The organism is Micromonospora sp. C28ISP2-4, assembly GCF_030519385.1.
Lineage (GTDB): Bacteria > Actinomycetota > Actinomycetes > Mycobacteriales > Micromonosporaceae > Micromonospora > Micromonospora tulbaghiae.
Genome location: NZ_JAUMKG010000005.1, coordinates 233463 through 252101, shown reverse-complemented (window position 1 = coordinate 252101; position 18639 = coordinate 233463). Strand labels below are relative to the sequence as shown.

The window sequence follows — 18639 nt, the reverse complement described above, 5'->3', positions numbered from 1 at the left end:
CCTGCCACTACGCGCCCAGGGCTCCCGACCGGGCGACACATCAGCCAACATGGACTCTCATGGATGAAGTGACACCGCGTCAAGGGGTGTTACCGTTAACAGATCCGATCCGTGGTTCACCCGGCGGGCCGAACGGGGCGCGGGAGCGGCCGGCCGGCCGACCCGGGCCACGTGCACGACGCGCTCCGGCGTCACGTCCAGCAGCGTCCCGAGCGCGTCCCGCGTGGCGGCCACGTCGATCAGCTGACTGAGCGGGTGCGCGGCCAGCCCGGCCGTGTGCAGCGTCAGCCACGTCCGCATCAGCACGCGTCCGAACTCGACCTGGCCGGCCGCGTCCAGACCGGGCGGCGCGACGAGCGCCAGCACCGCGCCGCCCTGTGCCAGCGGATCACCACTCGCGGCGGCGAGCAGCCGGGGCAGCCCCAGCGGGCGCAACGCCGGGTACGCCGCGAGCGCCGCCCGCAGCCCGGTGGCCGCCGCCCGGCCCAGCCCGAGGCAGCGGTCGGTGAGCCCGTCGGTCCGGTAGCGGGGGCCCGACCGGTCCAGGCGCAGCCAGCGGCGCAGCTCCGCGACCACCGCCGGGTCGGCGTACACCTGCCGGTCGGCCGTGCGCAGCAGCGCGCGCAGCCGCCCGGCCGCCGGCACGACGTGGACCGCGCCACCGGCCCGCCGGGCGACCGCGTCCACGGCCGCGACCACGTCGGCGGCCGGGCCGCCGGTGAACCGGCCCCGGTGGGTACGCCGGTCCCACACGTCGGCGGTGCGGAACGGCGTCCGGTACGGCTGCCGTCCCGGCCGCAGTCGTCCCACCCGCCGGTCGGACTCGTCGTGGTCGGCGGCCCAGTCCAGCCGCAGCCCCGCGTCGGCGGCGACGATCAGGCAGGTCTCCACGAACGCGCCCAGCGACAGCCGCAGGTCCCGCCCGGTGGGGTCGCCCGCGGGCAGCGCGTCGGCCGGATTCCAGCCCACGGTGATCGCCCAGCGCTCGTAGCGCAGCCGCCACGGCTGGGTGTTGTGCGCGCTCGGGGCCCGCCAGCACAGCGGCTCCAGCGCGTGGAACGCGGCGAGGTCCATGCTCACCGCTCCTTGGCGTAGAACGTGTAGCCGTGCAGCGGGCGTCCGTCCAGGTGCCGGTACTGGGCGGCGGACGCCGGGTTGCCCCGCCCGACGTACGTGCTGCGCAGCGCCGTGTAGCCACCGGCGTGCAGGTTGCGGTGCAGGTGCTCCGACAGCAGCCGCTGGTAGCCGCGCCCCTGGAACTGTGGCACCACGCCCTTGACGATCAGCACCGCCTCCCGGCGGTACCGGCGGCGGGTCGCGAGCAGCCGCAACTGGTTGACCGGGTTCAGGTCGCCCCGGACCGCGACCAGGAAGTCGCTGATGTCCGGCACGCAGAGCACGAACGCCACCGGACGCCCGTCACGGGTCAGGTAGAGCAGTAACGACTCGTCCAGCAGGTACGCCAGCCCGTCGGTCTGCCGCCGCAGCTGCGCCGCCGAGATCGGCGTGTAGTAGCCGAGCTGGGCGAAGGAGTCGTTGAGCATCCCGCGCAGCAGGTCGAGCTGCTCGTCGAGCCGCCGGGTGCTCCCCCGGTGCAGTTCCAGCCGCGCGCCGTCGGGCTGCAGGCCGAGCGCGGGCGGCGGTCCGGCCGGCGGCGGCACCGGGCAGATCCAGGTGTCGGAGACGAACCGCCCGGTGAACCCGTTTTCCTCGTACGCGTCCGGATAGTGCGGCGGGTTCCATGCGCTGTCCACGAAACCCCGGTCGGCGTACCCGGAGGTGATCACGCCGCCGGCCTGGTTGGGCAGCAGTGCCACCGGCCCGAACAGCAGATCCCGGCCGGGCGTGGCGTGCGTGGTGATCGCGTCGAACAGCGGCCGCGCGGCCGGCGCGGTGAACTCGGTGAGCCCGAACAGCTGGCACCGGCGGCCCAGCTTCGCGTCGAGGTCCGCGTCGGTGTGCAGCGTGGTCCGCCCGACCACGGCGCCGGTGGCGTCACGCAGCACGTACATCGGCACGCCGTCGCGCCACCAGCGGCGGATCTGCTGCCGAGGCGTCGGCACGTACCGGGGCTCGTCCGCGTACAGCCGGTCGGTGAGCGTGAGGAAGTCGCGCAGGCCGCGCCGGCCGGTGACGCGCTCGAAGCGGTGGCCGGTCACCGGCGCACCGCCGGTCCGGTCGTCTCCGCGCCCAGCGGCGTGAACCGCTCGATGTGGCCCATCGCGCCGTCCTCGGCCCGCCACGCGCCGTTGGAGTAGCCGTCCGGGGAGGCGGTGTAGAGCCGGATGAACCCGGCGGTGGCGTTACGGGTGCCGTCGGTCAGCCACATCATCAGCTTGCGGTGGTGCCGGGTCCGCGCGAAGCGCAGCAGCGCCTCCCGGTCGGTGAAGAACGCGATCGTGCCGAGCGTCAGCGGGAACTGCCAGTAGACGGTGTGCCAGCAGTAGCCGGACATCCGGCGCATGTCGCGCACCATCCGGATCCAGTCGGGGGCCAGGCGCAGCAGCACCAGCGGGTTCGCGTACCGGGTGCCGCCGATGAACATGGCGCCGGCGCGGGCCTGGGCCGGGGCGCGGGAGAAGTCACTGGTACGCATCGCTCACCTCACCAGGTAGACGTTCTTGATCTTCTGCATGCCGGCGAACGGGCCGCCGCCCGGTTCGTGCAGCTGGACCCGCAGGTCACCGGCGGTCGGGTCCTCCACCAGGGACTGCGCGAAGTCACGCGACACCGAGGTCAGGTGCGCGCGTACCCCGTCGCGGCAGGCATCGGCGAGCGCCGCGCGTGCCGCGGTGTCCAGCGGGCGGCGCAGCTCGACGTGGATCACCGGCCGGGTCTCCAGCGCCGCGTCCTCGTGCAGCGTCAGGCAGAACCGGCTGATCTCGGCGGCGTACGGGTTGCCGGTGTAGAGGCCGTACTCGACGTCCTGCGGGTAGAGGTTCGCGCCCAGGTAGGACACGGTGGAGTCGCTGCGGCCGAACAACAGCAGCAGCGGCAGCGTCATCCGCTCCTCGGCGACAGCGGTACGGAACTCGGCGCGGCGTACCGGGTCGGCGTGCGCCAGTTCGACGATCCGCCGGTACGGCACCAGCAGCGCCTCGTCGCCCACGTTGTAGCGCAGCCGGGGCTGGAGCACGTGCGGGCTGGTGACGGTGCAGAGCAGTTCCCGCCGCTCGTTGGTCTCCAGGTAGGTGGCGAACGGGTTGTACTGGAACACCATCGGCAGCCGCTGCTCCCCCGCGCCGAGCAGTTCCGCCCGCAGTCCCGCGTCGGTGCGCAGCCGCCGCCGCAGCCACACCGTGAACCGGGTCTCCGCGCCGATGCCGATGGTCAGATCCGACGCCCCGTACGCCGAGCGCACCCGCACGAACCGCTGTTCCAGGTAGTCGCGCAGCGCCTCGGTCATGCCCTCGCCGCCGCAGCTGGCGAAGATCCGGTACCGCGACCACTGGAAGCCCTCGGCGTCGAGCCGGTCCCGCAGGTGCTTGAGGAACGGCGGGTACGCGGTCACCAGGTAGTCGTGGCCGGGACCGAACTCGCGCAGCGTGTCGACGATCTTCCCGAGGTCCGGGCCGGTGTTCTTCACGGTCGCGATCCGGGCCATCGCCGCACCGGTGGTGGTGCCGGTCGCCCAGGCGCCCATCGAGTACGCGTTTATGACGAACGGCCGGCGCATCGGGAACGCCAGTCCGGTGTAGCCGGCGATGTCCCGGTGCACCGCCCGCAGTTCCCGGTCGCCGCGCGGCCAGTTGAACGGCCGCCCGGACGATCCGGCCGACTCGTCGACCACCACGCCGCGCTCCGGCATCCGCCCGTCCCGGCACCGGGCCGAAGCGTCGTACGCCATGACGTACCCGTGCTTGTCGGTCTCCGGGAAGTCCCGCAGCCGGCGGCGCGGGCCGCCCGGGCGGGCCCGCAGGAACGCCTGGTAGGCAGGCACCCGCCGGGCGGCCCGCACGCAGGTCGACCGCGCGTTCGCGGCGGCGAGCCGGTCCAGGACCGGGTGGTGCCGCCGGGCCAGCCAGCGCCAGCCGGCCGGGTGGTGGGCGACGAGCCGGGCCAGCGCGGCGACCGCGCGGCCGGCGGGGGCCAGCGCGGCCTCGGCGGGCAGGGGCGTGTCGACGGTACGTGCAGCGGCGTGTCGGTGCAGCGTCTCGGCCATGACAAGCATCCTGTCGATGCCGCGACGCCGGCACATGAGCGACGAGACGGTACTGCGCTGAGTACCCGTACCCAGTCGCAGGGCCACCCGAGCCCGACACGCTCAGTCACCATGGCGACAACCGCCTGGTGTGTCGTCCCTGGTCCGGTGACACTTCGCCCATGACAGACGGCAAGCGTGAGCGCGTGAACGAGCGCTTCGAGAAGGTGGCCGAGGAGACCTCGGAGACCGTGACCCACGCGGCCACGGTGCTGGAGGAGGAACTCGCGGCGGGGCTGGCCGGCGCACGGCGGCTCGAGGAGAAGCTGACCGAGAGCCGCCGGGTGGACCCGGAGGCGTTCGACGAACTCGTCGGCCGGGTCCGCACCGACGGGCACGCCCTGATCGACACCGTGGTCGGGCAGTTGAAGATGGCCGACGACCAGCGCGGCGAGGTGATCCGGCGGTACACGTCGGACGCGCACGACGCGCTGGACACCGTACTCAATCTCGCGCGGCTGGCCCCCGAGGTGGCAAACGGGCTCGCGGACCGGCTCGCGTCGCCGGCCCCGAAGCGGGCGACGGACCGGTAGCCGCGCGATGGCGCCGACCACCGGGGTGGCCGGCGGGCACGTGGAACGGATGCTGGAGCGCTATCGCGGGCTCGCCCTCGGCGCGCTGCTCGACGACGTGCCCGACGGCGGCCCGCGCTACCTCTACGACCTGGTCGCTGAGTATCCGCGCCGGTGGGGCAAGGGGCTGCGCGCCGCTTTGTGCCTGGCGACGTGCCGGGCGTTGGGCGGCGGCGACGCCGTGGGGCTCAACGCCGCCGTGACGGTGGAGCTGTTCCACAACGCCTTCCTCATCCACGACGACATCCAGGATTCCAGCGAGCAGCGGCGCGGCGGACGGACGCTGCACGCCGAGTACGGCGTCGGCGTGGCGTTGAACGTGGGCAACATGACGAACCTGCTGGCGTTGCGGCGGCTGGCCGCGAACCGGGCGGCGCTCGGCTCCGGCATCGCGTGGCGGCTGTTCACCGAGACCGAGCTGATGATGCGCCACTCGCTGGAGGGGCAGGCCATCGAGATCGGCTGGATCCGCGACAACGTGTGCGACCTGGAGGCGGACGACTACTACCGGATGTGCCTGAAGAAGACGTCCTGGTACACGTGCATCTACCCGTGCCGCACCGGCATCCTCGTGGCGACCGGCCGGGAAAACGCGGTCGACGTGCTCGACCGGTACGGCTGGTATCTGGGCGCGGCGTTCCAGATCCAGGACGACGCGCTCAACCTCACCGGCGACTACGCCCGGTACGGCAAGGAGATCGCCGGTGACCTGTGGGAGGGCAAACGCACGCTGATCCTGATCGACTTCATGCGGCGGTGCACACCCGAGGAACGCGAGCGGCTCGTCCGGTTGCTGAGCCTCACCCGGGCGGAGCGCACCGACGCCGAGGTGCGCTGGCTGCACGGGCGGCTGCTCGCGTACGACTGTGTGGAGTCGGCGCGGCGCAGCGCCCGCGAACTCGCGCTCGCTGCCCGGCGCGAGGGTGAGCGGGCGCTGGGCGCCGCGGCCGACACCGAGGACGGCCGTTTCCTGCTGGAGCTGACCGACTACGTGGTGGAGCGCGTCAGTTAGCCGCCCAGGATCCCCCGCAGCCAGGTGAGCTGTTCGCCCTGGTGCTCCGCCTCGCCGCCCTCGTGGTCGTTGAACTCGTACACCCGCACGTCCTTGTCGCCGCCGTAGCGGTGGTAGGCGGCGAAGCAGGTCGACGGCGGGCAGACCTGGTCCCGCAGGGCGATGGAGAACAGCGCCGGCGCGGTCGCGCGCGGCGCGAGCACGGCGGCGTCCAGGTAGGACAGGGTGCGGAACACCCGGTCGGCGCGGTCGCGGTGCAGCGCGAGATATTCGACGACCTCGGCGTACGGGCTGTCCGGGCCGGCCACGCGCACGCCCCGGCGGATGTCGCACAGGAACGGCACGTCGGGCATGACCGCCACGACGTCCGGGCACAACGCACCGGCCGCCAGGGCCAGGCCGCCGCCCTGGCTGAAGCCGGTCACCGCCACCCGCGCGGGGTCGACGGCCGGGTGCCGCCGGGCGGCCTCGGCGAAGCGCACGGCGTCGGTGATCAGCCGCCGGTAGTAGTGCTCCGCCGGGTCGTCGACGCCCCGGGTGAGGAAGCCCGGCACGGTGCCGGCCGGGTAGGGGTGCGGGTCGGGCGTGCCGCCGGTGGCGGCGCTCCACCCCTGACCCCGGCTGTCCATGATCAGGTGCGCGAAACCCGCCGCCGCCCAGAACAGCTTCTCGTGCGCCAGGCCGCGCCCCCGGCCGTAGCCGAGGTACTCGACCACGCAGGGCAACGGCCCGTCGGCCCCGGCGGGCAGGTGCAGCCATCCGCGTACCGGCTCGCCGCCGAAACCGGGGATCGTGGCGGCGTACGTCCGGATCTGGGTCAGCCCGGTGTCCACCGGCTCGTAGACCGCCGCCTCCGGGTCGCCGCCGTCGAGCGTGCGCGCCCAGAACGCGTCCAGGTCCGCCGGCACGTCCAGCTCCGGCCGGTACGCCAGGCAGCCGGCCAGGTCGAGATCGGTCAGCGGCACGACGCGGCCTCCTGTACGGCGGTGGCGAACCAGCCGGTGATGGTGCTCGGGTGGGTGATGGCGGTGCCGACCACTACCGTCCACGCGCCCGCCCGCAGCGCCTGCGCCGCCTGCTCGGGGGTGTGGATGCGTCCCTCGGCGACCACCGGGACGTCGACCGCCCCGGCGAGCCGGGCGACCAGGTCCAGGTCCGGCCCGTCGCCCTTCGTGGTGTACGCGGTGTACCCGGCGAGCGTGGTCCCGACCAGGTCGGCGCCCGCAGCGGCGGCGGCGACGCCCTCGTCGAACGTGGAGCAGTCGGCCATCACCAGCGCGCCGGTGCGCTCGTGCACGGCCGCGATCGTCTCGGCGAGCGTACGGCCGTCCGGGCGGGGGCGGGACGTGCCGTCGAGCGCGACGACGTGCGCCCCGGCGTCGGCGACGGCGAGTGCGTGCTCCAGCGTCGGGGTGATGAAGACGTCGTCGTCGCCGTCCTTCCAGAGCCCGATCAGCGGCAGGTCCACCGCCGCGCGGATCGCCGCGATGTCTGCCAGCCCCTGCGCGCGGATGCCGGCGGCGCCGCCGCGCGCGGTGGCGAGCGCGACCCGGCGCATGGTGTCCGGGTCACGCATGGGCTCACCCGGGTACGCCTGGCAGGAGACCACCAGGCGGTGACGAAGCTGGTCGACGAGCGTGTTCATGAGACCTTCCAGGCGAGCGAGGCGGCGCCGAGCAGCGGCGCGTCGGGGCCGAGGGTGGAGGCGAGGACCGGCACGCCGGCCAGGCCGGGCAGCGTCTCGGCGGGCACCGCGTCGCGCAGCGCCCGCCACCACGGCTCGCCGAGGCCGGTGACGCCGCCGCCGACCACCACGGCGGCGGGGTCGAGCACGTTGACCAGGCCGCCGATGGCCGAACCGACGGCTGCGCCGCCCAGCCGGACGACCTCCCGGGCCGTCTCGTCGCCGTCCGCGGCGAGCGCGGCGACGGCCCGCAGGTCGGCCACCGGCCCGCCGGTACGCCGGACGTACTCAGCCGCGAGCGCGGGACCGGCGGCGATAGCCTCCAGGTGCCCGCGCCCGCCGCAGGTGCAGGGCAGCGATCCGGCGTACGGGGACGGCTGGTGCCCTGCGTGCCCGGCGGCGCTGTGCGCACCGGCGAGCACCGTGTCGCCGAGGACGAACGACGCCCCGACGCCGGTGCCGACGGCGACGTAGAGCACCGTGTCGTACCCGGCCGCCACGCCGTGACGTGCCTCGCCCAGCGCGTGGGCGTGCACGTCGTTGATCACGGCGACCGGCACGCCCAGCCGCCGGCGCAGGTCGCCGCGCAGGTCCGTGCCGGTCCACCCGGTCAGCACGTCGGTGGCGGACAGCACCAGACCGGAGGCGCTGTCGATCACTCCGGCGCTGCCGACGCCGAGTGCCCGTACGACGCCCGGCGTTTCCGCCCGCAGCTTCTCGACCAGGCCGGCGGCGGTGTCGAGCACCGCGGCGGCGCCGCAGCGGCCAGGCGTCGGCGCGGTGAGCCGGCCGACGACCTCTCCCCCGGCGGTGACCAGGGCGGCGGTGGTCTTGGTGCCGCCGATGTCCAGCGCGGCGACCAGACCGGTCGTGCTCAGGTCGGGCATGGTCAGAGCAGCCCGGCCAGTTCCAGCTGGGTACGCACGCGGCCCGTCTCGGCGGCGTCGAGCGGCCGCAGCGGCAGCGACACCGCGTTGCCGGCGATGACACCGAGCAGCGCCAGGGCGGTCTTGAACGCGCCGACGCCCCGGGTGGCGCCCGCCGAGGTGGCCGGGTCGGCCGCGTCGACGATGCGGAACAGGCGGGTCAGCCGGTCCTGCTCCCGCCGGGCCGCGGTCCAGTCGCCGGCCACGCAGGCGCGGTGCAGCCGCACGTATCCGGCCGGGTCCACGTTGCCCAGTCCCGGCACCGAGCCGGAGCCACCGGCGAGCATCATCGCGTCGACCACGACCTCGTGGCCGGTGAGCAGGCTGAAGTCGCGCTCCGGCGCGTGCTCGGCGACGGCCAGCGCGAGCTGGCGGAACGCGACGTCGTCGCCGCTGGAGTCCTTGACGCCGGCCAGCACACCCTCGGCGGCGAGCCGGGTCAGCAGGTCGACGGAGAGCTTGCTGTGCACGCAGACCGGGATGTCGTACGCCAGCAGCGGAAGCTCGACCGCCGCGGCGACGGCGCGGAAGTGCCGCTCGATCTCGTGCGGACCGACGATGGCGTAGAACGGCGCGGTCACGACCAGGCCGTCCGCGCCCAGCCGGGTGGACGCCTCGGCCCGCTCCACCACCCGGCGGGTGGTGGGTTCGATGCAGCCGGCGATGACCGGCACGGCGCCGCCGGCGGTCTTCACGATCGTCTCCAGGGCCAGGTCCCGCTGCCGGTCGGTGAGGAAGACCGTCTCGCCGGAGCTGCCGAGGGCGAAGATGCCGTCGACACCGGCGTCGAGCAGCCACTCGACCAGCCGTTCCAGGGAGCGGACGTCGACCTCGCCCTCCTCGGTCAGGGGGGTCACGGCCGGCGGCACGACTCCGGCGAACCGCGGGGCTGGGGTGGTCACAGGTTCTCCTCGACAGACTCAGATACGGTGCGGCCGGTCGCCGGGGTGGCGAGCGCGACCAGTTCGGTGTTCGCGGTTCCGGCGGGCACCGGGTGGTGGCACCGGAACTCGTGGCCCTCGCCCTCGGCGGGGCGCGGCGCCGGCATGTCCACGGCGCAGCCGTCGGTGGCGGCCCAGCAGCGGGTCCGGAACGGGCAGCCGCTCGGCGGCCGGGTGGCCGACGGGACCGGGCCGACCAGCGGAATGGGATCGATCGGTGACAGCAGGCCCGGCGTGGCCGAGAACAACGCCCGGGTGTACGGGTGCCGGCCGCCCTCGGGCAGCAGGTCGGCGGGGGTCTGCTCGACGATCCGGCCCAGGTACATGGTGACGACCCGGTCGCTGACCCGCTTGACGGTCTGGATGTCGTGCGAGACCAGCACCATGGCCAGCCCGAGCCGGTCCTTGAGGTCCAGCAGCAGGTTGAGGATCTGGGCCCGTACCGACACGTCGAGCGCGCTCGTCGGCTCGTCGGCGATGACCAGCCCCGGTTCCAGGGCCAGTGCGCGGGCGATGGACACCCGCTGGCGCTGGCCGCCGGAGAGCTGGCTGGGCAGCACGTCGGCGACCGAGCGGGGCAGGCCCACCAGGGCCATCAGCTCGGATACCCGCTGCTCGCGCTGCTGCCGGGTGCCCCGGCGGTGCACGTCGAGCGGGTCGCGCAGGATGTCGCGTACCGGCATGCGGCGGTTCAGCGACGTGGCCGGGTCCTGGAAGATCATGCCGACGCCGGCGCCGATGTGCTCGCGCCGCTCGGCGGCGCTCATCGACCACACGTCCTTGCCGGCGAAGGACACCGTGCCGCTGGTCGGCCGTTGCAGGCCCACGAGGACCTTTGCGAGCGTGGACTTGCCGCAGCCGGACTCGCCCACGATGCCGACCGTCTCGCCGGCCCGGATCACCAGGTCGGCGCCGGTGAGGGCGTAGACCTTCTCCCGGCTGAACATGCCGCCGCCGCGCGCGGCGTGCACCACGTGCACGTCGCTCAGCTCGGCGATCGGCCGGTGCTCGGCGGTGGCGCTCATCGGGCCGGCTCCTTCTCGCTCACGGTGACGGCGGGGTGGTGGCAGGCGTAGCCGTGGCCGTCCGTGCCCTCCAGTGCGGGTGCGGTGTCCCGGCAGATGTCGGTCGCCATCGGGCAGCGGTCGGAGAACCGGCAGCCCTTCGGGAAGTCGGCCGGTGACGGCACGACGCCGCGGATCTGGGTCAGCCGTTCCGCGCCGGTCTCCAGGGACAGGACGGAACCGAGCAGCCCGCGGGCGTAGTGGTGGGCGGGCGCCTCCATCACGTCGGCGGTCACACCGGTCTCCACGATCTGCCCGCCGTACATCACCACGACCCGGTCGGAGACGTCGCTGACCAGGGCGAGGTCGTGGCTGACCAGGATGAGGGCGAAGCCGAGCCGCTCGCGCAGGTCCAGCAGCAGCTTCATCACCTGGGCCTGCACCGTGACGTCGAGCGCCGTGGTCGGCTCGTCCGCGATGATCAGCTTCGGGTCGCGGGACAGCGCCATGGCGATCACCACGCGCTGCCGCTGCCCACCGGACAGCTCGTGCGGGTACGCGGCGAGCGTGCGCTGCGGGTCCAGTCCGACCAGCCGCATCAGTTCCTCGGCCGAGCGGGTGCCACCGCGCCGGACCATCTGGCCGAGCTGGGCGCCGACGCGCAGCGCCGGGTTCAGCGCCGAGAGCGCGTCCTGGTAGACCATGGCGATCTCGCGCCCCATCAGGGCGCGGCGGCCCTTGGCGTTCAGCTTCAGCAGGTTCGTGTCCTGGAAGCGGATCTCGCCGCGTACCCGGGCGCCCTGCGGCAGCAGGCCCATCACGGCCAGGACGCTGAGCGACTTGCCCGAGCCCGACTCGCCGACCAGGCCGACGACCTCGCCGGGGCGTACGTCGAAGGAGAGCCCGTCGACGATGTCGACGCCGCGGTGGCGCCCCTCGAAGCCGATGGACAGGTTGCTGACCTGAAGGACCGGCTTGCCCTGCGGCAGCGGGCGGGCGCGCTCGCGCAGCCGGCGGGCCGCCTCGGCGAGACCGGGGAGCTCGACCATCTCACCGGTTCCGGGCTTCGCCTGCTCCAGCGCGTCACCGCTGGTGGTGGACGTGGCGCGGCGTGCCGCCGGAGCGGCCCACGCGTCGGACATGCCCTCGGAGAGCACGTTGAGCGCCAGCACGGTGAGCAGGATCAGCAGGCCGGGGAAGAACGTGGCCCACCAGCCGCCGATCTGCACCATCTCCTTGCCGAACGCGATCACCGAGCCCCACGAGGAGGCCGCCTCCTGCGGGGCGAGACCACCGCCGATGAAGGACAGGGACGCCTCGAAGACGATCGCGTCGGCCACCATGACGGTGACGAAGACCAGGATCGGGGCGGCGCAGTTGCGCAGGACGTGCCGCCAGAGGATGTGCGGCCGGCGGGCGCCGATGATGCGCTCGGCGGCCACGTAGTCCTCGCCGTACTGGGAGAGCACGTTCGCGCGGACGATGCGGGCGACGGACGGGGTGAACACGAAGGCGATCGCGAGCACGAGGACCAGCAGGCTGTTCTTGCCGAACGAGATGATCAGCAGCGCGGAGAGCACGATCGCGGGGAACGCCATCACCACGTCGAGGAAGCGCATGATGACCTCGTCGACGGCGGTGCGGCTGCTTCCGGCGACGGCGCCGAGGATCGCGCCGAGCACCAGCGCGATGCCGGCCGCGCCGAAGCCGACGATCAGGGAGCGGCGGGTGCCGGCCACCAGCCGGGAGAAGACGTCGCGGCCGAGCTTGTCCAGGCCGAACCAGAAGTCGCCGTTCGGGCCGGTGAGCGCCGGCCCGAGACCGGTCTGGGTGGGGTCGTGACGCAGCAGCAGCGGGGCGAGCACGCCCACCACCACGATGAGCGCGACGAAGCCGAGCGCGAACCGGGCCGCGAGACCGAGCCGGGCGAAGGCCATCCCGGGGCGAGAGAGCCGGGTGGTGAGGGACCGGCGCATCAGTGGCCTCCGCGCAGTCGGGGGTTGGCGAAGAGGTAGAGGACGTCGACGACCAGGTTCACCACGACGAAGCCGAGGGCGATGGTCAGGACGGTCCCCTGGGCGAGCGCGGTGTCGTTCTGCTGGACGGCGCTCATGATCTGGGTGCCCATGCCGGGCAGCGAGAAGATGGCCTCGATGACGACGGTGCCGCCGATGAGGTAGCCGATCCGCAGGCCGAGCGCGGTGAGCGGGTTGACCAGCGCGTTGCGGAGTACGTTGCGGCCGACCACCACGCGGGGCGGCAGCCCGGCGCCGATCGCGGTGCGGACGTAGTCCTTGTCGAGTTCCTCGACCATGGACGTGCGGACGATGCGGGCCAGCGAGCAGCCGACCGGCACGGCCAGCGCCAGCGCGGGCATGGCGAGCGACTGCAACCAGAGGCCGACCGAGTCGGCGGGGTTCACGTAGCCGCCGGTCGGGAAGATCGGGCGCCGGACCGAGAACTCCTGGATGAACAGCAGGGCCAGCCAGAACGAGGGCGTGGCGATGCCGGCCATGGAGACCACGCGGATCACCTGGTCGGGCCAGCGGTCGCGGTACAGGGCGGCCGGGATGCCGAGCGCCAGCGCGATGACGAGCGCGCCCACGACGCCCAGCGCGGTGAGCTGGATGGTCAGCGGCAGCGCCATGGCGATCTTCTCGGAGACCGGGACGGACGGCGGGAACGTCATGCCGAGGTCGCCGCGAACGAGGTCGCCGAGGAAGTGCAGGTAGCGCAGTGGCAGCGGGTCGTTCAGGCCGTTGGCGGCGCGGAACGCCTCGACCTGCGCCGGCGTGGCCTGGTCACCGAGGACTGACAACGCCGGGTCGATCGGGGAGAACTGCATGATCACGAAGACGAAGAGCGTGATGCCCAGCACCAGGGGGATCAGCGTCAGGAATCGTCGTGCGACCAGGTTCAGGACGGTCAGCATGGATTCTCTTTCTCGTGGCGGGACGTCTGCGGGGCCGGAGCCCCGAGCGTGGGCTCAGCCGGTCCGGCCGGTGCCCAGGAAGTACAGGCCGGTGGTCGCGGCGCCGGAGAACCCGTCGACCTTGGCCGGGTCGTACGCGGTGACGACCTTGGTGTGCAGGATCGGGTAGAGCGGGGCCTCGTCCGCCACCATGTCCAGGGCCTGCTTCCACAGCGCCTTGCGGGCCGCCTCGTCGGAGGTCTGGGCGGCCTTGTCCAGCAGGTCGCCCATGGCCTTGCGGTTGGCGTCGCTCCAGCGGTAGCGCTGGCCCGGCCAGGTCTCGCCGTAGTAGAACCAGCGCATCAGCAGGTCGGTGTCGACGCCGAAGACGCTCGGGTCACCGGTGGCCATGAGCACCCGGAAGGTGTCCTTGGGGACGATGTCGCCGTAGATGGCCGAGGACGGCACGGTGTTCAGCGTGGCGTTGACGCCGATCTTCTTCCACTGCTCGATGACCAGCGGGGCGACGTCCTTGACCACCGAGCTGTCGGTGGTGTCGAGCCGGAACGACAGGTTGGTGACGCCGGCTTCCTTCAGCAGGGCCTTGGCCTTGTCCGGGTTGTAGTCGTAGACGGTGGCGGCCTTCTGGTAGTCCTTGTTGCCGTCGTCGAGGTAGCTGGTCGCCGGGCTGCCGTAGCCGTTGAGCGCGGTCTTGATGACCGCGTCCTTGTCGATGGCGTAGTGCAGGGCCTGGCGGACCCGCTTGTCACTGAACGGCGCGGCCTCGTTGTTGAACATGAGGAAGACCTGGTTGAAGGCCTGCTTCACGTCGATCGTGTACTTGTCCTTGAGCGAGTCCACGTTCAGGTACGGCACGGCCTCGATGGCCTGTACGCGCCCGCCCTGCAGGTCCGACACGCGGGCCGACGCCTCGGTGGTGGTGTTCCACGTCATCGTCTCGACCTTGGCGGCGCGCGGGCCGTTGTAGTTGGCGTTCTTGCTCAGCTTGACGCCGGACTCCTTGGACGCGCTGTCCACCTTGAACGGCCCCGAGCCGATCGGGGCGGTGTCGAACGCCTTGGCCGCGGCCGCGTCGGCGGTCTTGGCCTTGGGGACGACCTTGATGACCGAGATGCGCTCGCTGAACAGGGCGAACGGGTACTTGAGCTTGAACTCGACGGTCGTCGCGTCCTTGGCGGTGACGGTGTCGAGGAACGACACGAAGCCCTGCATCAGCGGCGGTGCCTTCGGGTCCGCGGGCTTGAGCACGCGGGTGAAGGACCAGGCCACGTCCTCGGCGGTGACCGGGGTGCCGTCGGAGAACTTCGCCCCGTCACGCAGCGCGACGGTGTAGGTCAGGCCGTCGGCCCCGGGGGTCGGGTCGCTCTTGGCCAGGGCGTTGTAGGGTTCCCGCGTGATCGGGTCGAGGTCGACGAGGCCCTCGAAGACGTGCTGGTTGACCGCTGTCGCCACGGCCGAGGAGGCGTTGCCGGGATCGAAACCGCTGGAGAGCGTGAAGGCCAGCGTGGCCTCGATGGACGTGCCCCCCTTCCCGTCGCCCACGGCGTTCGTCGAGGCGGGACCGCCACTGCAGGCCGCCAGCGCGACCGCGAGGCCTCCCGCGAGGGAGGCGACGGCCAGGGAGCGGGCGCGGCCTCGCAGGACGCGCCGGCTCCCCGACGGCTTACCGGTGGTGCTCACGTAGCTGCCTCCATAGGCTCTTCATGCGCTCGCGTGACCGCTCGCGCTCGGGGATGTGAAGCATAAGGTGTATGACGTCTGACGTCTGATGCCGGTAGGGTGAGGGTGTCAGATTCGGGAACGAAGGGCAAGGGGCAGATGACGACCATTGACGCCAGTCCGCTACGCGGCGCCGAGCGGCCGAGCCCTCGCCGGCAGGAGGTCGCCACCAGGATCAAGGAGTACATCCTGCGCAACCGCCTGAAGCCGGGGAACCTCCTGCCCACCGAGACGGAACTGTGCGAGGCCGTCGGCGCCAGCCGCTCCAGCGTCCGCGAGGCCGTCAAGATCCTCTCCGCGCTCGACATCGTCGAGGTGCGCCACGGCCACGGCACGTTCGTCGGCCGGATGTCGCTCAACGCCCTGGTGGAGAGCCTGACGTTCCGGGGGCTGCTCAGCGGCGAGGACGACCACCGCGTACTGGCCCAGGTCGTCGACGTCCGCCAGACGCTGGAGCAGGGCCTCGCCGCCACCGTCATCGACGCCCTCGACGAGCAGCACCGGTCGGAGCTGTCCGCACTCGCCGACGAGATGCACAGCCGGGCCGCCCGGGGCGAGGACTTCCTCGACGTCGACCGCGCGTTCCACCTGAAGCTGATGGAACCCCTGGGCAACGACCTGCTGGTCCAGCTGACCGAGGCGTTCTGGCAGGTGCAGGCCATCGTCGCGCCCACACTGCAGACCGAGCCGGAGGACCGCGTGATCACCGCTCAGCGGCACCAGGCGATCGTTGCCGCCCTCACCGCCGCCGACGTGACGGCGCTGCGCTCGGCCGTCGCCGAGCACTACGCACCCATCCGGGCGAGCATCGCCCGCGCCGCGCAGCCCTGATCCACCGTACGCCGGGACCTGTCGTTCGAGCCTGATCGAAGGTCTCTGTCCCGGGGCACGTCCCGTGCCGAAGCTGTCCTCTGACGGGCGCATCCGGCGCCCCGGACGGCCGAGGTGCATGTCATGGCGGTGGTGTCGCGCCGAGCGCGGTCATGGTGGTACGCCCTCGCGGTCCCCGCCGCCCTCGCGGCGGCGGTGGCCGGGGCGCTGGGGGCACGCCCGGACATCGCGCCGCCGCCCGAGAGTCACCGCGCGCCTGCGGCGGGTGCCACCGCCGCGCCGGTCCCGCCCGCTTCCGCCGCGCCCGCTTCCGGCACACCCGCTGAGATGCGGTACGCCGCCACGCAGGTGCTGATCCGCGACTGCATGCAGCGTCGCGGCTTCCACTACTGGCCGGCGCCCCGGCAGCCGGTGCCGGAGCTGCGCGAGTTCCCGTACGTCCTCGACGACGTCTCCTACGCCCGCCGGTACGGCTACGGCGGCGCCCTGGAACGCCGCCTCCAGGAGGCGATGGCGGCCGACCCGAACACGCGGTACGTCCGGGAGTTGCCCCAGGAGCGCGGCGCCGCCGCCGTACGCGCGGTCAACGGCGACCCCGGCGAGCCCGACGCCCTGCGCGCGACGCTGCCGGGCGGCGGGACGGTGCGCCGCAGCAGTCACAGCTGCACGTCCGAGGCGGAGCGGCAGCTCTATCGCGACCTGCCCGGCTGGTACCGCGTCACCAGGATCACGGACAACCTGGCCGGACTGCGCGTCGGCCGGGTGCTCGCCGACCCCCGCTACGCCGGCGGGGTGGCCGAGTGGCGGCGGTGCATGCGCGCCGCCGGGCACGACGTCGCCGACCCCGCATCGGCCCGCGTGTCGGTGCCCGAGCCGGCTGCTGGCGCCGCTTCAGCCGGCGAGATCAGGCTGGCGGTGACCGAGGCGACCTGCGCGGCCCGCACCGGGTTCGGCCGGCTCGCCCGGCGGCTCGACGCCGAGCATCGCCGCGCCCTCGACCGGCGGTTCCACACCGAGGTCGCCGAACGGCTCCGCCTGGAGGCGGCCGCGCTGCCGCGGGCGCGCGCCGTGCTGGCCGCCGGCTGACCCACCCCACGACTTCCGTGGCGGCCCGCCACGGCAGGACCCGACCGGAGGGAAACACCATGAGAGCAGTACGGTCCGCGCTGGCCACAGTGGTCGCGGCGGCAGCCGCGCTGGCCTTCACCGCCACCGCCGCCCAGGCCGCGCCCCGGCCGACCCCACACGCGGACGCGACGCAGCGTGCCGCCGCGGGCAGCGGCTACCTGTACGTCAGCCAGGACGCCTACTGGGAGGGCCGGTGGTGCTGGTGGTACAACGCCGACACCAACTGGGACACGATCAACACGGCGGAGAACGCCAACTGCGACAACAACAACCGGGCCAGCATGCGCAACCTGGCGTCCTCGGCCTGGAACGACTCGAACGGCGGCCGGCCGGTCGCCCTCTACATCCACCCCAACTACACCGGCGCGTACGCCTGCCTCGGCGCGGGCGACGCGTGGGACGACCTCACCGGCGTCTGGTTCAGCTGGGGCTCCAACCGGGACGGCTACATGGACAACGCGAACGACAACATCGCCTCCCACCGGTGGCGCACGAGCTGCAGCGCGGGCTGAGACACCGCGGGGCGGCAGCCGGACGGCTGCCGCCCCACCCGCACCCAATTCAGTGACATATGTCAATGTCGCGGACGAGACTGAGCGCGGCGGCAGGCGTCGGAACACTGTGTGTCATGGGGACGCTACGCATCCACTTCACCGCCGGGGACCTCAGCCGCACCCGGCTGGCGGCCCGGCCGGATCCACTGTGGGAGATCATCTGTAGCCTGCACCGCCTCCAGACCCGGGCCGGCTACGCGGGTTACGCGCTGTGGCACCGGCAGATCCGACCGGACCTGGAGCGCGCCGGCCTCGTCCCCGTCGTCCGCGAGCGGCTGCTGCCCGTCGCGCCGCTCAAGCGGTACTTCCCGGACTTCCTCACGCCCGGCCCGGTCACCGACCTCGACGAGGGGATCGACCGGGTGCTCGGCACCCCGGCCCGGCGGATCCGCACCGAACTCGGGCGGATGGTGACGCCCGTCGACGGCGCGTGGATGAGCGATCTGGCTGCCGGCCGGCTCGCGGCCCGGCACGGCCTCGGCGACGCGCTGCGCGCCTACTTCCGGGTCGCGCTCGCTCCGTACTGGACGCAGATCACCTCAGCCGTCTCCGGCGACCGCGCGCTGCGCGGGACCTGGGTCCTCGACAACGGCGCCGGGCAGATCCTCGACGACCTGAGCCCGGAGACCTCCTGGGATCCGCCGGTGCTGTCCGTGCACGGCTACCCCGAGGACCGGGACATGCATCTCGACGGCCGGGGCATCACGCTGGTCCCGTCGTACTTCTGCTGGCACGCGCCGATCACGCTGGCCGACCCCGAGCTGCCGCCGACGCTCGTCTATCCGGCGCGCCGGCAGCGACCGGAGCCGATGCCGCCTGCCGGCCCGCAACGCCGGCTCGGTCCGCTGCTGGGCCACACCCGGGTGGCGGTCCTGCGCGCCGCCGCGAGCGGCGCCACCACCGGCGAGCTGGCGCGACGTGCCCGCATCTCGCCGGCCACCACCAGCCATCACACCACCATCCTGCGCGAGGCCGGGCTGATCACCAGCCAGCGGCACGGCAACCTGGTGCTGCACCGGCTCACCGCCATGGGCGAGGCACTGCTCGGCGAGACACCCGGGCCGGACCGCTGACCGCTGCCGAGCGGGACGGACGTCGACCGGAACCGATCCTTGACGGGCCGGGGTGAATCCGC

18 protein-coding genes are annotated in these 18639 nt (G+C 73.1%); 6 read left to right on the top strand and 12 right to left on the bottom strand.

All coding sequences use genetic code 11. The annotated features are described in order from the left end of the window. Positions 1-57 precede the first annotated feature (57 nt). The 4 genes from Q3W68_RS19990 to Q3W68_RS19975 are packed head-to-tail and all read right to left on the bottom strand — an operon-like array spanning position 58 to position 4162. On the bottom strand, positions 58-1074 hold the full coding sequence (locus Q3W68_RS19990; RefSeq protein ID WP_302907150.1) for a nitroreductase: 1017 nt from the start codon (positions 1072-1074) through the stop codon (positions 58-60). 2 nt (positions 1075-1076) lie between these two features. Next, positions 1077-2159: a hypothetical protein gene (locus Q3W68_RS19985; protein ID WP_302906892.1), complete on the bottom strand. Its 1083-nt coding sequence runs from the start codon at positions 2157-2159 to the stop codon at positions 1077-1079. Further along, positions 2156-2596, bottom strand: a complete 441-nt coding sequence (locus Q3W68_RS19980) for a DUF4188 domain-containing protein (protein WP_302906891.1) — start codon at positions 2594-2596, stop codon at positions 2156-2158. The genes Q3W68_RS19985 and Q3W68_RS19980 overlap by 4 nt, the downstream gene beginning before the upstream one ends. Positions 2597-2599: 3 nt before the next feature. Then, the gene (locus tag Q3W68_RS19975) at positions 2600-4162 is read right to left on the bottom strand and encodes a phenylacetate--CoA ligase family protein (RefSeq protein ID WP_302906890.1); all 1563 of its coding nucleotides are present in this window, start codon (positions 4160-4162) and stop codon (positions 2600-2602) included. A gap of 161 nt (positions 4163-4323) precedes the next feature. Here Q3W68_RS19975 and Q3W68_RS19970 point away from each other — a divergent pair, with 161 nt between their 5' ends. Both Q3W68_RS19970 and Q3W68_RS19965 read left to right on the top strand, forming a co-directional pair. Further along, complete coding sequence (locus Q3W68_RS19970) at positions 4324-4734, top strand: hypothetical protein (protein WP_302906889.1); 411 nt, start codon at positions 4324-4326, stop codon at positions 4732-4734. Positions 4735-4741: 7 nt separating this feature from the next. Further along, positions 4742-5785, top strand: a complete 1044-nt coding sequence (locus tag Q3W68_RS19965) for a polyprenyl synthetase family protein (protein WP_302906888.1) — start codon at positions 4742-4744, stop codon at positions 5783-5785. Here the strand turns inward: Q3W68_RS19965 and Q3W68_RS19960 are convergent. Genes Q3W68_RS19960 through Q3W68_RS19925 form a run of 8 tightly spaced genes read right to left on the bottom strand, consistent with a single transcriptional unit; the run spans position 5782 to position 14814 of the window. Then, the gene (locus tag Q3W68_RS19960) at positions 5782-6750 is read right to left on the bottom strand and encodes an acetylxylan esterase (RefSeq protein WP_302906887.1); all 969 of its coding nucleotides are present in this window, start codon (positions 6748-6750) and stop codon (positions 5782-5784) included. The genes Q3W68_RS19965 and Q3W68_RS19960 overlap by 4 nt on opposite strands. Further along, positions 6741-7430, bottom strand: a complete 690-nt coding sequence (locus Q3W68_RS19955) for an N-acetylmannosamine-6-phosphate 2-epimerase (protein ID WP_302906886.1) — start codon at positions 7428-7430, stop codon at positions 6741-6743. The genes Q3W68_RS19960 and Q3W68_RS19955 overlap by 10 nt, the downstream gene beginning before the upstream one ends. Then, positions 7427-8356: an ROK family protein gene (locus tag Q3W68_RS19950; RefSeq protein WP_302906885.1), complete on the bottom strand. Its 930-nt coding sequence runs from the start codon at positions 8354-8356 to the stop codon at positions 7427-7429. Before Q3W68_RS19950 ends, Q3W68_RS19955 begins: the two co-directional genes overlap by 4 nt. Before the next feature lie 2 nt (positions 8357-8358). Further along, positions 8359-9297, bottom strand: coding sequence for a dihydrodipicolinate synthase family protein (locus tag Q3W68_RS19945; RefSeq protein WP_091425187.1), 939 nt, complete (start codon positions 9295-9297; stop codon positions 8359-8361). Beyond that, the gene (locus Q3W68_RS19940; RefSeq protein WP_302906884.1) at positions 9294-10361 is read right to left on the bottom strand and encodes an ABC transporter ATP-binding protein; all 1068 of its coding nucleotides are present in this window, start codon (positions 10359-10361) and stop codon (positions 9294-9296) included. Before Q3W68_RS19940 ends, Q3W68_RS19945 begins: the two co-directional genes overlap by 4 nt. Continuing rightward, positions 10358-12316: a dipeptide/oligopeptide/nickel ABC transporter permease/ATP-binding protein gene (locus tag Q3W68_RS19935; RefSeq protein ID WP_302906883.1), complete on the bottom strand. Its 1959-nt coding sequence runs from the start codon at positions 12314-12316 to the stop codon at positions 10358-10360. Before Q3W68_RS19935 ends, Q3W68_RS19940 begins: the two co-directional genes overlap by 4 nt. After that, the gene (locus Q3W68_RS19930; RefSeq protein ID WP_302906882.1) at positions 12316-13272 is read right to left on the bottom strand and encodes an ABC transporter permease; all 957 of its coding nucleotides are present in this window, start codon (positions 13270-13272) and stop codon (positions 12316-12318) included. Before Q3W68_RS19930 ends, Q3W68_RS19935 begins: the two co-directional genes overlap by 1 nt. Positions 13273-13326: 54 nt before the next feature. Next, positions 13327-14814 carry an ABC transporter substrate-binding protein gene (locus tag Q3W68_RS19925; RefSeq protein WP_302906881.1) on the bottom strand — a complete coding sequence of 496 codons (1488 nt, stop codon included), beginning with the start codon at positions 14812-14814 and terminating at the stop codon, positions 13327-13329. 276 nt (positions 14815-15090) lie between these two features. Between Q3W68_RS19925 and Q3W68_RS19920 the strand changes: the two genes are divergently transcribed. The 4 genes from Q3W68_RS19920 to Q3W68_RS19905 all read left to right on the top strand — a co-directional run bounded on the left by Q3W68_RS19920 (position 15091) and on the right by Q3W68_RS19905 (position 18577). After that, complete coding sequence (locus tag Q3W68_RS19920; protein ID WP_302906880.1) at positions 15091-15822, top strand: FadR/GntR family transcriptional regulator; 732 nt, start codon at positions 15091-15093, stop codon at positions 15820-15822. Between the two features lie 123 nt (positions 15823-15945). After that, positions 15946-16908 (top strand): hypothetical protein, encoded by a 963-nt coding sequence (locus Q3W68_RS19915; protein WP_302906879.1) that lies wholly within the window; start codon positions 15946-15948, stop codon positions 16906-16908. Positions 16909-16967: 59 nt separating this feature from the next. After that, positions 16968-17462 (top strand): hypothetical protein, encoded by a 495-nt coding sequence (locus Q3W68_RS19910; protein WP_302906878.1) that lies wholly within the window; start codon positions 16968-16970, stop codon positions 17460-17462. A 116-nt stretch (positions 17463-17578) separates the two neighbouring features. Then, positions 17579-18577, top strand: a complete 999-nt coding sequence (locus Q3W68_RS19905; protein WP_302906877.1) for a helix-turn-helix transcriptional regulator — start codon at positions 17579-17581, stop codon at positions 18575-18577. Positions 18578-18639: the final 62 nt, after the last annotated feature.

What these genes read in the sequence shown, in the direction of transcription:
- Q3W68_RS19975 (WP_302906890.1), bottom strand. Translation starts at nt 4,162, where the DNA reads ATGGCCGAGACGCTGCACCGACACGCCGCTGCACGTACCGTCGACACG.
- Q3W68_RS19935 (WP_302906883.1), bottom strand. Translation starts at nt 12,316, where the DNA reads ATGCGCCGGTCCCTCACCACCCGGCTCTCTCGCCCCGGGATGGCCTTC.
- Q3W68_RS19950 (WP_302906885.1), bottom strand. Translation starts at nt 8,356, where the DNA reads ATGCCCGACCTGAGCACGACCGGTCTGGTCGCCGCGCTGGACATCGGC.
- Q3W68_RS19980 (WP_302906891.1), bottom strand. Translation starts at nt 2,596, where the DNA reads ATGCGTACCAGTGACTTCTCCCGCGCCCCGGCCCAGGCCCGCGCCGGC.
- Q3W68_RS19910 (WP_302906878.1), top strand. Translation starts at nt 16,968, where the DNA reads ATGAGAGCAGTACGGTCCGCGCTGGCCACAGTGGTCGCGGCGGCAGCC.
- Q3W68_RS19940 (WP_302906884.1), bottom strand. Translation starts at nt 10,361, where the DNA reads ATGAGCGCCACCGCCGAGCACCGGCCGATCGCCGAGCTGAGCGACGTG.
- Q3W68_RS19990 (WP_302907150.1), bottom strand. Translation starts at nt 1,074, where the DNA reads ATGGACCTCGCCGCGTTCCACGCGCTGGAGCCGCTGTGCTGGCGGGCC.
- Q3W68_RS19905 (WP_302906877.1), top strand. Translation starts at nt 17,579, where the DNA reads ATGGGGACGCTACGCATCCACTTCACCGCCGGGGACCTCAGCCGCACC.
- Q3W68_RS19920 (WP_302906880.1), top strand. Translation starts at nt 15,091, where the DNA reads ATGACGACCATTGACGCCAGTCCGCTACGCGGCGCCGAGCGGCCGAGC.
- Q3W68_RS19965 (WP_302906888.1), top strand. Translation starts at nt 4,742, where the DNA reads ATGGCGCCGACCACCGGGGTGGCCGGCGGGCACGTGGAACGGATGCTG.
- Q3W68_RS19915 (WP_302906879.1), top strand. Translation starts at nt 15,946, where the DNA reads ATGGCGGTGGTGTCGCGCCGAGCGCGGTCATGGTGGTACGCCCTCGCG.
- Q3W68_RS19955 (WP_302906886.1), bottom strand. Translation starts at nt 7,430, where the DNA reads ATGAACACGCTCGTCGACCAGCTTCGTCACCGCCTGGTGGTCTCCTGC.
- Q3W68_RS19930 (WP_302906882.1), bottom strand. Translation starts at nt 13,272, where the DNA reads ATGCTGACCGTCCTGAACCTGGTCGCACGACGATTCCTGACGCTGATC.
- Q3W68_RS19970 (WP_302906889.1), top strand. Translation starts at nt 4,324, where the DNA reads ATGACAGACGGCAAGCGTGAGCGCGTGAACGAGCGCTTCGAGAAGGTG.